Genomic DNA, 11,983 nt, shown 5'->3' on the forward strand with positions numbered 1-11,983 from the left:
GAAAGATCCGGCTCTCTTAAAGGTTACAAACGATAGGCAATGGTCGTGTCACTTTTTTTCAACCGATCAATAAGATCTGACACAACCTCTTTGTTTGAACCTTCCAATAATTCATTCTGGCGCTTGAAATTGGGTGTAAAAGTTTTGATCACATGGGTGTTAGACCCTTCCAGGCCCACTTCAATCGTCTTTACACCAATATCTGCAGCATTCCATACCTTGATGGGTGCCTTTTGTTCACATGCAGAAATAAGCTGCTCCATATGGGGATATCTTGGCTCGTTCAGCTCTGAAATCACGGTCAAAAGCACCGGCATTTTACAGGCAAGTCGTTCAAAGCCATGTTCAAGCCTTCTTTTAACAACAATTTCATTTTCATCCACAGATTCGATATCATTGACATAGGTTGCCTGGGCAATATCAAGCCAGTCTGCCACCTGGGGGCCGATCTGTGCGGTATCACCGTCGATGGCCTGGTGACCGCAGATAATCAGATCATAGTCCTTGATTTTTTCTATCCCTTTGCTCAAGGTATAAGATGTCGCCCAGGTATCTGCACCTGAAAAGGCTCTGTCAGAAAGCAAAAATGCCTTATCCGCACCCATGCCCATGGCCTGGGTCAACACATCCACAGCCTGTGGCGGCCCCATGGAAACAGCCATCACCTTGCCCCCTGTTTTATCCTTGATCTTTACTGCGGCTTCAAGGGCATGCAGATCATCAGGATTCATAATGCTTTCCAGGCCTTCCCTGATAAGATTACCAGTCTTGGGGTCCAGCTTGATATTCGTTGTATTGGGAACCTGCTTTACAAGTACGATGATATTCATAATCTTGTATCTCCCTTAAATAATCCCTTTTTCTTTAAACTCTGCAAGCGTGGCTTCATCATACCCCAGCAGATTGCCGTATATTTCCCGGTTCTGTTCGCCGAACCTGGGAGGAAAGGAGAGTTTTTGGTCACATTCCTCAAGAAAGGGTGTCATGTTGGGCGGCGGGGCAAGGGTTATTTTTGTGCCTGTTTTCGGATCTGTTGAAGTAAGAATCCGCTTGGCAACCAAAGGATCTTCAACCACTTCATTGACATTCTTGATCTTTGAGATGGGCACGGTAATTGAATTGAACAACTCAATGATTTCTTCAGAAGTGTGCTGTTCCGTTATGGCATTAATGGCATTGTTCAGATTTGTTACATCGGCAATCCTGCCCTGATTTTTTTTATACGCTTCTTTTGCAAGGGATTTGAACATGTCCTGGGATACCACGGATTTCCATTGCCGGTCATTGCCTACAGCGAGATATACAAACCCGTTGCTGGTTTTATAAACCGATACCGGGCTGAAAAATTCATGGGTGTTCCCGCGTCTGGAAATATTCGCACCAAAGCTTTTTGAAAGAGCAATGGGCACAGTCAGCCAGGATACAGAGGATTCAAACATGGACAGGTCAATCCGTGTGCCAACTCCCGTGGCTGCCCGTTTAAAGAGTGCTTTCATCAAAAGTCCGTATCCGTGTTCACTGGTTCCCATGTCCGGCAAAGGAATACCCGTAACCTGGGGATCTCCGTTTGCTTCACCGGTAAGTTCCATTAAGCCTGATCTTGCCTGTAGAATCGGATCATAGGCGCCCTCATTGGAATCCGGGCCAAACCCGGTCAGTCCCAGCCAGATAATATCGGGTTTGATTTCTTTCATTAATTCATAGGCAAAGCCGAGTTTCTCATAATTTTTGGGTAACTGGTTGGTCACAAAGATGTCGACCTCAAGCTGCCGGACCAGTTTTTTAAATATTTCCTGGCCCTGGGGGTCAGCCAGGTTCAATGACAGGGCTTTTTTCCCGGAATTGATGCACAGAAAATAGGAGTTCATCCTTTTTTCACCCAGAACATTTTCGCCGATGAATCGGTTGGGATCTCCATATACCGGGTGTTCCAGTCTTACGACATTCATTCCGTCCTGGGCCAGTCTGTAGGTGAGATATGGGGCAACGGTTGCCTGTTCAAGTGATAGTACCGTAAGATTTTTAAAAAGTTCCATAAATGTCTCCTGAAATTATTTTCCTGCCGACGTCATGGCAGGTATCAAAAATTTTTAAATTCTTTTCCTTAAACGGCCCGGGGCTGATATTATCCACCGTACCCCTTAAATCATCTGCGCTCAGAGGTCCCACTTCAAAGGCGGAGTAAAAAGCAATCATGGCAAGATTCGTGGATCTGGGAGATCCGAGTTCCATGGCGGTTTTACCCGCTTCCATGGCATAGGGCTCAATTTGCATTTTATCAAGATAGCCTGCCACCCGTTCATCCGGGAAGGCATCGGACGATGCATTGGCAAAGAGCTTCCCACCTTTCTTCAGATAGGGCAGGTGCCGATAGGCTTCTGACTCATCCATTGATATTAGAAAGTCTGCTGCACCTGCCCGGATCAGGCTGGATGCTGCATCTCCGATCCTCAGATGGGACACAACAGAACCTCCCCGCTGGGCCATGCCGTGGGTTTCTGCGCCCAATATATTATATCCTTTATTTAAAGCAGTTGTGGCAAAGATTTTGGTCATGAATAAAATTCCCTGGCCGCCCAGACCGCTTAATACATAATTCATAGTTCTCATATTGATGTTCTCCATATCTGGTTATACTGTTTCAATCGCATCCTTTGGGCAGATGGTCAGACAGACACCGCACTGGGCGCAGAGGACCGGATTTATTTCAGTCTTTTCGGTTTCTTCGTTCCTGACCATGGCAGGACATTCAAACCTGAGATGGCAGAAACCGCAGTCATCACATTCATCGGAAATTTCAATCTCGAATTTTTCAGGAATGGCCTCGTCCTTGAAGGCGATAACACAGGGATGGCGGGCAATAACCACTGCAACACCGCCGTCAGGGTCATTAACATGCTCGGCAGCTTCCTTAACCACCTTGATCATATGTCGGGTATCATAGGGATCAACCACCTTCAAGTATTCAACGCCACATCCTTTTACAATGGTTTCAAGGGAGATGGCATTTCCTTTCCTGCCGTCCACCCGGTCTCCCTGGGTAATGGCCGGCTGCATACCGGTCATGGCCGTAATATGGTTGTCCAGGATGACCAGGATAAACCTTGCATCATTGTAAACCGCATTGATCAGGCCTGTGGTGCCGGAATGAAAAAATGTGGAATCCCCCATGGTGGCCACAATGGGCTTTTTTACATCATCCTGGATATAAGCGTTCCAGAATCCCGATGCCATGGTAATACCGGCTCCCATGTCAAGGACTGTATCCACAACACCTAAATTGATCCCAAGGGTGTAGCATCCGATATCAGACGGAAAAATGGCCTTTGGCAGTGCTTTTCTGATGGAATAAAAAGAAGCCCTGTGGGGACAGCCCGGGCAAAGGGTGGGTTTTCTTATGGGAAGTTCAAGGCTTCCCACAAGCCCGAAGGCCTCCATGCCGCAGTCGCTGCCTGACAATGGGTCCAGGGCGCAATCTAAAAGAGCCTTGTTCAACATCACTTCAATTTTTTCAGGCAAAAGTTCACCTTCCATGGGAACATGGCTGGACAAGCGCCCCAGTGTTTTATGTTTATCCCTTAACATATATTCAATAACCGTGTCGGTCTCTTCAATGACCAGAACCTTGTCGCAGGCATCCATGAATTCGTCGCTGAGTTTTTCCGGGAAAGGATAGGGCGCCCCGAGTTTTAAAACCGGGATATCATCTCTTTCATATTCTTCAAACAGATCCCGGACAACACTGGACGGCACACCGCCGGTGACAATGCCGAACGGATAATGTTTTCCTTTTGCAAGATTGTGGATATTGTAGGGTGTCAGGGTGCTGAATTTTTCCGCGATCTGTACATGTTTTTCATTCAATGCCTTGTGCTGCATAAATCTGAATTTGGGCGTGGATGCCCATCGTGAGGGTTCCCGTTTGAACTCGGCTTTGGTCATATTGCTTTCAAGCCTGTCATATTTGATGTTCTGCCGGGCATGACAGATCCTGATGGCAGGTCTTACTAATACGGGTACCTGGAATTCTTCGGACAGGTCAAAAGCAGCTTTTATCATTTCTCTTGCTTCTTCAGGGCTTGCCGGGTCAAACACCGGCACTTTGCCCAGCCGCGCCATCATTCTTGAGTCCTGTTCGGTCTGGGATGAATGGGGACCGGGATCATCACACGAAATAATAACAAATCCGCCAATATTGCCGATATAGGCTGCTGACATAAACGAGTCCGCAGCCACATTCAGGCCCACCATTTTCATGCAGCAGGCAGCCCGTTTGCCGGATATGGCAGCAGCAAAGGCATTATCAAACGCCACTTTTTCATTTACAGACCATTCAATACCGGTGTTCAGGTTGGCTGCCTTTGAAAACCTTACCATCTCGGGAAGGATTTCAGAACTTGGCGTGCCCGGATATGATGTCATGATCTGACAGCCGGCTTCTAAAAGTCCAAGAGCCATTGCGCCGTTTCCTAATAAAAACTCTTCTTTCATTACAAGATCCTCAATAAAATCTTAAGTCAAAAGGGTTAAAACATTGCAGATTCTGCAAGGTTTCATGAACAGCTCCATTTTTTAAACAGATCAGAGTTTACTGCAATAATAACTAGTATACTGTATACGGTATACAATCAATTTATGTCAAGCGCTATTTTCTTTAAAAACTTGCCCCAAACGGATATTTTCTGTTCAAAATTATCAAGACGGCAACGAGCATTTTTGACAATTGAAGACCTGGTAAAATTGATCTGCAGCAACAAAAACCCCCAATGTCCTGTTTTGCTTAAAACCGGATGTTTTTTGTCATTTGAACATAAACGTATCTATAAACTCATGAACTTCAGGCCAGCATGATTAGGCCGGCTACCCAGCTTATAGCATCTTTCTCCGAAGAATTAGCATTGTCCGCCTTTTGGCATGACCATCCGGAAGATTTCATCAATTGGGTGACATCGATACCAAAACCTGACATTGACGGGCGAGCAAACTTTATATGACGGCAGGGTTTATTTTCTGCTACAACGCAGCATTTTTCCTGATCGTCGCAAAACAATTTTTTACATGACCCGCCGGCAAAAGCTTTTGACTTTTTAAAACCTATTTCGATGGCTTTTTGCTCTATTGCCGCTACAATCTGATGAAGCAATTGCATCACACCCTTTTGCTCATTGGAAAACATGACGGATGTGAGCAATTCTATTTTTACGGTAATTGAATATTCGCTCTTCGCCTGCCATTTCCTAAATTCGATAGGACCTTCAACATTGGGTGGGCAACTTGCTGCAAGGCCATAATTCGGACAGGCATATTCTCCATTACAAAGTGCTGCTAATTTATCTTTTACCTGAATCTCTTTAGACGATATAATGGCGGAAGCATTTGCCCCAAGCCTTTTTGCTTTCTGGGTTAACTGTTCAAGCTGCTGTTTTGATCTCAATTTATTTGCCATTCTTTGTTCAAACCGGGCCCGTCTTCCGAGAAGTCCTGTAATATTTTCATTAAAGGCTCATTCGTGCTACGTAAACAGCACCTTCCGACAAACCACCGGTTAATGGATTATCAAACTCAATCGTGTGTGATTCAGCACTTTTAAATACCTTACCCAGAAGATGGGTAAAAGAGTCTTCCGGGAAACCATCTGCCCAGAGGCCAAACACTCCACCAGGTTTCAAATGCTGTGCCAGTTCTGCCAGCCCTTCCTCGGTATAGAAACGTGAATTCGTTTGGTGTAATACGTTCGTCGGACTGTGATCTATATCTAAAAGAATGGCGTCATGTCTATTCGCAGGATATTCAGGGTCAAAGTTTTTCGACGCGTCCCGGGACAGGGCAAAAAAATCAGCATTTACCAGTCGGCACCGCTCGTCTCCCATCAGCGTTTTGCCCAACGGGACCAATCCTTTTTGGTGCCATTCGATTACCCCCTCTAAATACTCCACAACGATGAGCGATGTTACACGCGTGTCTTCCAATGCAGAAACAGCCGTATACCCGAGCCCAAGTCCACCGACCACAACATCGAGATTCTCTTTTTCCAACACGCCAAGGCTAAGCTTGGAAAGCTGGGCTTCTGCCTCATGAAACAAGCTGGTCATTAAAAAATGCTCACCAAGCTTCACCTCATAAATATCAAGGCCACTGAGTTGAATTAAACGGCGCCGTCGCAACATCAGGTCTCCGATAGGCGTCGGCCGAAAATCTAATTCCTCGTACATCAAACTCATTTTAAAACCTTTTCGGTGAGGTAAGGTTCCAAGGATCTTCAGACATCCCCTCGGGACCAGGTCGGTATTTAAGTTGCACACCCTTTAAAAAGTTACGTAACATCTGATTTTTACACTCACGGTAATGCTTATGCCCCGGCCTGCGGAAAAAAGCACTTAATTCATGTTTGCTGATTTTCACACCAGCCAAGGATAGAATCTTTATCACATCATCTGCTTGCAAGTTTAATGCTATTTTCAGTTTCATGAAAACAGCATTGTTACTTAGACACTTTTCCGGCTTAAGCCGGGGCCCGTCTCTTTTGCCCCGCTTATCATTGATTAGCCCGTTCAAAAAAAATGTCAGCTGTTTATCACTGCATTTTTGATAGGCAGGCGCATCATCTTTTTTTAACCAGTCGCTGATCTGCGTTCGTGTGACTTGATGATCCACCTGATCAAAAATAGAAATCATTTTTGAATCGCTAAGGTCAAAGGCATACCGAATACGGCGTAGAATATCATTATTATTCATTTTTTTAGGCTAATCCCGTCTTTTTTCAATTCTAAAATTCCTTTTTTGTACAATCCTCCCACCGCTTTTTTAAATTCTTTTTTGCTCATGGAAAAAAATTTTTTAATATCTTCGGGCGAGCTTTTATCATAACAGGGTATAAATCCTCCTGCCTTTTTTAAAACGGTTACAATTTTTTGAGCAGATCCTTTTACAGATTCATACCCTGGTTTTTTCAAAGTCAGGTCAATTTTCTTATCTTCACGAACCCGCATGATATAGCCGGTACAGGTATCACCAATAGATAGATCCTGGTAAATTTCATTGAGATACAACATACCATAATATCGGTTATTGATTACGGCCATTATACCAATCTTGGTAATAGAATGGATAATAAGATCGACCTGCTGACCCACTTTAAGACCCTTGATATTTTGATCACAATTCACAGATATTTGAGTTGTTCCGTACACCCGTTGTGTCTTTTGATCCAAACAGATCTTTGTCAGATATTTTTCCCCGGGCGACATGGAGTCCTGCTGTGCATTTTTGGGTATTAACAGGTCTTTTTCAAGCCCCCACTCCATAAATGTTCCAAACGAAGCCACATCTTTTGCTTTGAGAAAAACGAAATCTCCAACAATACCGGCAGGGTTTAATGTGGTGGCAACCAGACGATCCTCGGAATCGGTGTACACAAACACTTCAATGGAATCACCAATATTGAATTCGCTGGAAACATATTTGTTGGGAAGCAGAATTCTTTCCTCATGAGAACTTAAATACAAACCAAAATCAGACCTGCTTTCAATAACCAGATGATTATACCTTCCAATTTGAAGCCCGTTTTTTTGTCCCCGGGCTCTCTGTTTACCCTGGGCAATTTTACGAGAATTCGTCCACGCATTTTTAATGTCCGACATTGGTCTTGCCTCTCTGTAAATTTATGCATCCATCCTACCATACTTAAGAATATACTGCCACACGTTCGTCACCTGACAGGGAAATAGCAGTTATGAACATTTCATTAAATGGTCATAGGCATTTTTAATTTCAATGAATTTTTCATTTGCAACTTTTTGTAATTCTTCACCAAGATGTGAAACTTTATCAGGGTGATATTGTTTGACTTTTTGTCTGTATGCTGCCTGGATTTCATCTTTTGTTGCATTTGTTCTGATGCCTAAAATTTCATAAGGATTTTTTTGTTTGGTATTTTTTTGTTTGGTATTTGCAGATTGGTTTTTATTAGTATTGAACATATTTATAAAAGCGTTAATATACTTTCCATTTTTACCGGAAAAATAGGGCAACTTTCCATATCTTAATAAATATATAATAACCCCAATGATAAGAGTATCATCTATCCAACCAACAAATGGGATTAAAAAATCGGGGATAATATCAATAGGGCTGATAAAGTAAGCAAAAGCAAATATTATTAATATTATTTTAGCAAATATATTCATTTTTTATAGCACATCCATTTTAAGATACCCCTGTAACATATCTATTTTAAGACATCAATTATGCCAAATGAAAATTATCTCTATAATTGATGTTTATACCTTATTTTATTGTTTTGGTTTTCTGGGTGATTTTTTTGGCGGCATATTAATCCTTTCTTTCATAAAAAATCTGATCTGAACCAAAATTTTCAGCAATCCCCATATAATCCTCAGACATGGTTCTTATCATTCGTTTAATTGCCTCATGATCTTCATATGTTTTTTAATTTTCCCGGGTGAACCTGTTACTAACGAATATGGCGGAATAATTGTTTTTTCCAACACGACAGTACCAGCAGCGACAATAGATCCTTTCCCGATAACAGAATGGTTCATAACAACAGCTCCCATTCCAATCAGGCATTCATCTTCAATTGTGCATCCATGGATCACGCACCGATGACCAATAGTAACACCATTCCCAATTTTTAAAGGAATATTTTCATCAGCATGACACATACATAAATCCTGAATATTAGTTCTTTCTCCCACACTGATTTTATCAAAATCGCCACGAATGACGGTTTGGAACCATATTGAAGATTTTTTACCGATATGGACATTTCCGATGATTTGAGCTGTGGGGGCGACATAAACTGTTGGGTGGAGTTCGGGTTGATTGTTTTTATATGTGTAAAGGGTCATGGCTCTCCTGTTTTTTAAATACGATTATTCTTACAGATTATGAATTATCAAAAAACATTGTTCATCTCAATTCAAAAATTCTTGAAATCTTTTTCCCCAAGTGCAATAAACCAATAACAGATTCAATTTTCCAAATTCGTCATAACCTGAAACGGGAGAAATTTCATGTATCTATCTGAAGAGAAACGAGCAGCGATCAGGGAATGTATTGAAAAGCATCAATCCGGCTCAGGGCTCAATCCTGGAAAAAATAAAGAGAATCATATCAAAGGGTTTCAAGATACAGCCGAGGGAAGGAAAGTTTCCCAGATTTTATTTGACGCCAGGGATGGGAAAGAAGTTTTTACACCGTTTTAGCCGAAAAAGGTTTTTAACCGACATGACTTATAATTTTGATCCGGATAAATGGTATGATAACGAATTATATTTAATTCAATCAAAACTAAAAATCGGTGAAATAACACAGCATGAATATGATGCAACAGTGGGTATCCTGGATAAAAAACTTGAAGAAATGTGGAAGCGATTGGACGGGAGTTATCAATTAAGTCCAGATAATTGAAACTGGAAAAAACATATCCCACAAAAGAATTTGTGAGCAAATTAAGAAGGAGGTAAATTATGGGTTTTGCACCATCTGTAATGCAGTTAAAAAGCGAGGCATTTGAGCAAGACGGTTTAATTCCATTTAAATTCACTGGTGAAGGCGCAGACGTTTCACCTTCATTATCATGGACTGATCCACCTCAGGATGCAAAGGCTTTTGCCATTATCTGTCATGATCCAGATGCTCCTCTTGTGACCGGTGACGGCACCTATGGTTTTGTACACTGGATATTATACAATATCCCGGGTAATGTCACCAGCCTGGATGAAGACACTAAACAGTATACAAGCGGCAGGAACGACTTCGGCCAAACCGGATATAATGGCCCCATGCCCCCCAATGGACATGGACTTCACAGCTATTACTTTTGGGTGCTGGCACTCAAAGAATCGGTTGAGTTTGAAGCGGAATTAACAATGTGGCAGCTTCTGAAAAAAATTGAACCCCAACTCATTGGAATGAATCGACTGGTCGGTCGTTATATGAGAGATTAGTTGAATGGTTATCTTTCAACTTTCCTTGTTATTATAAAAGTCGCATATGTTGTGATATTTATTAAAACATATGGAATTAAACAGATGAGAGAATTGTCTTAAACTCAGTATGAGGTTTATGCCATGAATGATCATACGCTACTTCCGCAGGTTAATATTCCTGCAAATATGATTCATTTGGGATTAGGGCAGCCAACCAATTCTTTACTCCCCTTGAATGACATAAAGAATGCTGCTGCCCACGCTCTCTCAGTAAACAACCCATTTTTTCTTGCGTATGGGAAAGAACAAGGAAATATCAATTTCAGGGAAACTCTGGCTCAATTTTTAACCGGACAATATGCGTATACTGTTGGACCGGATCAATTACTAATCACCAACGGAAACTCCCAGGCTCTTGATTTTATCTGCACTCATTTTACCCATCCGGGAGATACGGTATTTGTAGAGGAACCAAGCTACTTTCTGGCCTTAAAGATTTTTGTAGATCGAAAACTTAATATTGTGGGCATTCCGATGGATGGCTATGGACTTGATATAGATGCCCTCAAAAAATTTCTTAACAGTAAAAAACCAACATTTGTTTATACTATCCCCGCCTATCATAATCCTGCCAGTGTCACCCTTTCATTACAAAGGCGAGAAGAACTGGTCCGGATATGTTCTGAAAACAATATTCTGTTGGTTGCAGATGAAGTATATCATTGTTTAAGTTATACTGAAAAACCGCCACCCTCAATGGGATATTGGGCAGACCAATGCTTACTGATTTCTCTGGGATCATTTTCCAAAATTTTGGCACCGGGACTGCGCCTTGGATGGATGCAGGCAAACTCAAAGCTGATCCAGAAATTGTCAAAAGCTGGAATTTTAGAAAGCGGGGGCGGTTTCAATCCGTTTACATCTGAAATTGTCAACTCAGTTATTCGTTCAGGAATACTGACCACCCACATAAACAGGCTTAAAGATGTCTACAGGCAAAGGATTGAAGTTTTTGTAGAGCAGAGTACCAAAAGTTTCCCGGAACAAGTGGTATTTCAGTACCCGTCAGGCGGCTACTTTATTTGGGTTGAATTACCAGATTATATTGATACAAAGTTTTTAAGACAGGCTGCAAAAACAGACAATGTTGATTTTCTGCCCGGTAGTTTTTTTTCATCTAAGAATAGATTAAAAAATTATATACGCTTGTCCTTTGCTTTTTATCCAAAAGAAATATTAAGAGAAGGAATCAAGCGGCTCGGGAATATACTGTTAAAACACTTGTCTTGATTCTTACTCGGAAAGAAAAACAACAGGGATTTATTTTTTATTGGAACTTTAATCCAGTTTGGAAAAAGTAAGCCAGAAGCCGAAGGGTTTTTCATGCTACTTTCTTTAACTCCTGTTTCATAAAATATATTTCATCCGGTGTCCAGTCCCCCAGGGATTGGTGAAACCGTTCCTGATTATAATACTGGAACCATTTTTTCAATTCGATACGGAGCTCAGAGCCATTTTCAAACGTTCTTAAGTAAAAATAATGATACTTCAATGTCCACCATAATCGCTCGATAAAAATATTATCTTGAAAACGGCCACGACCATCCATACTGATTTGTATGTCATTGTTTTTGAGGACACCTGTAAATTTGTCACTGGTGAATTGACTGCCTTGATCTGTATTGAAAATTTCAGGGTGACCATAATTGTGGATCGCTTCTTCCAGGGCCTCGACACAAAAGTTACTTTCCATTGTATTTGTTACTTTCCAGGACAGCAACTTGCGGCTGTATCAGTCCATTATGGCTACAAGATACATAAATCCTTTCTCTAAGGGGAGATACGTAATGTCGGCGGCCCAAACCTGGTTCGGGTGATCAATACGCAAATTGCGAAGCAAATACGGATATGAGACTATGGAACAACGGGTATCCCTCCCAGGTTGGAATATGTTATTATTTTTTGCTTAAAAAAAATAATCCCAACCCAGAAAGGAGATACCCTGATGAATTATATAGGAGTGGATTGTC

At 41.9% G+C, this 11,983-nt stretch carries 14 protein-coding genes and 1 pseudogene; 4 read left to right on the plus strand and 11 right to left on the minus strand.

Features of this window, described 5'->3' with window-relative positions:
• Positions 1-23: 23 nt before the first annotated feature.
• From HGJ91_RS02890 to HGJ91_RS02935, 10 genes are all read right to left on the minus strand, one after another.
• Positions 24-830: an electron transfer flavoprotein subunit beta/FixA family protein gene (locus HGJ91_RS02890; protein ID WP_291346190.1), complete on the minus strand. Its 807-nt coding sequence runs from the start codon at positions 828-830 to the stop codon at positions 24-26.
• Positions 831-845: 15 nt separating this feature from the next.
• Positions 846-2,036, minus strand: coding sequence for a CoA transferase (locus tag HGJ91_RS02895; protein WP_291346191.1), 1,191 nt, complete (start codon positions 2,034-2,036; stop codon positions 846-848).
• A complete protein-coding gene (locus HGJ91_RS02900) occupies positions 2,023-2,610 on the minus strand; it encodes an indolepyruvate oxidoreductase subunit beta (RefSeq protein WP_291346192.1) in 588 nt (195 codons plus the stop codon). Before HGJ91_RS02900 ends, HGJ91_RS02895 begins: the two co-directional genes overlap by 14 nt.
• A gap of 21 nt (positions 2,611-2,631) precedes the next feature.
• Entirely contained in the window at positions 2,632-4,491 is a 1,860-nt protein-coding gene (locus HGJ91_RS02905; protein WP_291346193.1) for a thiamine pyrophosphate-dependent enzyme, read from the minus strand.
• Positions 4,492-4,837: 346 nt separating this feature from the next.
• A complete protein-coding gene (locus tag HGJ91_RS02910) occupies positions 4,838-5,446 on the minus strand; it encodes a DUF2284 domain-containing protein (RefSeq protein ID WP_291346194.1) in 609 nt (202 codons plus the stop codon).
• A gap of 49 nt (positions 5,447-5,495) precedes the next feature.
• A complete protein-coding gene (locus tag HGJ91_RS02915; RefSeq protein ID WP_291346195.1) occupies positions 5,496-6,221 on the minus strand; it encodes a spermidine synthase in 726 nt (241 codons plus the stop codon).
• A 1-nt stretch (position 6,222) separates the two neighbouring features.
• Positions 6,223-6,735, minus strand: a complete 513-nt coding sequence (locus HGJ91_RS02920; protein ID WP_291346196.1) for a DUF1456 family protein — start codon at positions 6,733-6,735, stop codon at positions 6,223-6,225.
• Complete coding sequence (locus HGJ91_RS02925; protein WP_291346197.1) at positions 6,732-7,640, minus strand: S1-like domain-containing RNA-binding protein; 909 nt, start codon at positions 7,638-7,640, stop codon at positions 6,732-6,734. Before HGJ91_RS02925 ends, HGJ91_RS02920 begins: the two co-directional genes overlap by 4 nt.
• A gap of 90 nt (positions 7,641-7,730) precedes the next feature.
• Complete coding sequence (locus HGJ91_RS02930; RefSeq protein ID WP_291346198.1) at positions 7,731-8,186, minus strand: DnaJ domain-containing protein; 456 nt, start codon at positions 8,184-8,186, stop codon at positions 7,731-7,733.
• 225 nt (positions 8,187-8,411) lie between these two features.
• The gene (locus tag HGJ91_RS02935) at positions 8,412-8,870 is read right to left on the minus strand and encodes a gamma carbonic anhydrase family protein (protein WP_291346199.1); all 459 of its coding nucleotides are present in this window, start codon (positions 8,868-8,870) and stop codon (positions 8,412-8,414) included.
• A 165-nt stretch (positions 8,871-9,035) separates the two neighbouring features.
• On the opposite strand from HGJ91_RS02935, the gene HGJ91_RS02940 reads away from it, so the two are divergent.
• The 4 genes from HGJ91_RS02940 to HGJ91_RS02955 all read left to right on the plus strand — a co-directional run bounded on the left by HGJ91_RS02940 (position 9,036) and on the right by HGJ91_RS02955 (position 11,243).
• The gene (locus HGJ91_RS02940) at positions 9,036-9,227 is read left to right on the plus strand and encodes a hypothetical protein (protein ID WP_291346200.1); all 192 of its coding nucleotides are present in this window, start codon (positions 9,036-9,038) and stop codon (positions 9,225-9,227) included.
• On the plus strand, positions 9,199-9,432 hold the full coding sequence (locus tag HGJ91_RS02945) for a hypothetical protein (RefSeq protein ID WP_291346201.1): 234 nt from the start codon (positions 9,199-9,201) through the stop codon (positions 9,430-9,432). The genes HGJ91_RS02940 and HGJ91_RS02945 overlap by 29 nt, the downstream gene beginning before the upstream one ends.
• 59 nt (positions 9,433-9,491) lie before the next feature.
• Positions 9,492-9,971: a YbhB/YbcL family Raf kinase inhibitor-like protein gene (locus HGJ91_RS02950; RefSeq protein ID WP_291346202.1), complete on the plus strand. Its 480-nt coding sequence runs from the start codon at positions 9,492-9,494 to the stop codon at positions 9,969-9,971.
• A gap of 123 nt (positions 9,972-10,094) precedes the next feature.
• On the plus strand, positions 10,095-11,243 hold the full coding sequence (locus tag HGJ91_RS02955) for a PLP-dependent aminotransferase family protein (RefSeq protein WP_291346203.1): 1,149 nt from the start codon (positions 10,095-10,097) through the stop codon (positions 11,241-11,243).
• Positions 11,244-11,334: 91 nt separating this feature from the next.
• Here HGJ91_RS02955 and HGJ91_RS02960 read toward each other — a convergent pair.
• Positions 11,335-11,862 (minus strand): annotated as a pseudogene (locus tag HGJ91_RS02960) (IS3 family transposase); the annotation flags it as partial.
• Positions 11,863-11,983: the final 121 nt, after the last annotated feature.

Origin of the sequence: Desulfobacula sp., from assembly GCF_014237455.1 — a bacterium.
GTDB lineage: Bacteria > Desulfobacterota > Desulfobacteria > Desulfobacterales > Desulfobacteraceae > Desulfobacula.

Bases quoted from the DNA above. Each gene is read 5' to 3' on its own strand.
- HGJ91_RS02890 (WP_291346190.1), bottom strand. From the start codon at position 830: ATGAATATCATCGTACTTGTAAAGCAGGTTCCCAATACAACGAATATC.
- HGJ91_RS02895 (WP_291346191.1), bottom strand. From the start codon at position 2,036: ATGGAACTTTTTAAAAATCTTACGGTACTATCACTTGAACAGGCAACC.
- HGJ91_RS02900 (WP_291346192.1), bottom strand. From the start codon at position 2,610: ATGAGAACTATGAATTATGTATTAAGCGGTCTGGGCGGCCAGGGAATT.
- HGJ91_RS02905 (WP_291346193.1), bottom strand. From the start codon at position 4,491: ATGAAAGAAGAGTTTTTATTAGGAAACGGCGCAATGGCTCTTGGACTT.
- HGJ91_RS02910 (WP_291346194.1), bottom strand. From the start codon at position 5,446: ATGGCAAATAAATTGAGATCAAAACAGCAGCTTGAACAGTTAACCCAG.
- HGJ91_RS02915 (WP_291346195.1), bottom strand. From the start codon at position 6,221: ATGAGTTTGATGTACGAGGAATTAGATTTTCGGCCGACGCCTATCGGA.
- HGJ91_RS02920 (WP_291346196.1), bottom strand. From the start codon at position 6,735: ATGAATAATAATGATATTCTACGCCGTATTCGGTATGCCTTTGACCTT.
- HGJ91_RS02925 (WP_291346197.1), bottom strand. From the start codon at position 7,640: ATGTCGGACATTAAAAATGCGTGGACGAATTCTCGTAAAATTGCCCAG.
- HGJ91_RS02930 (WP_291346198.1), bottom strand. From the start codon at position 8,186: ATGAATATATTTGCTAAAATAATATTAATAATATTTGCTTTTGCTTAC.
- HGJ91_RS02935 (WP_291346199.1), bottom strand. From the start codon at position 8,870: ATGACCCTTTACACATATAAAAACAATCAACCCGAACTCCACCCAACA.
- HGJ91_RS02940 (WP_291346200.1), top strand. From the start codon at position 9,036: ATGTATCTATCTGAAGAGAAACGAGCAGCGATCAGGGAATGTATTGAA.
- HGJ91_RS02945 (WP_291346201.1), top strand. From the start codon at position 9,199: ATGGGAAAGAAGTTTTTACACCGTTTTAGCCGAAAAAGGTTTTTAACC.
- HGJ91_RS02950 (WP_291346202.1), top strand. From the start codon at position 9,492: ATGGGTTTTGCACCATCTGTAATGCAGTTAAAAAGCGAGGCATTTGAG.
- HGJ91_RS02955 (WP_291346203.1), top strand. From the start codon at position 10,095: ATGAATGATCATACGCTACTTCCGCAGGTTAATATTCCTGCAAATATG.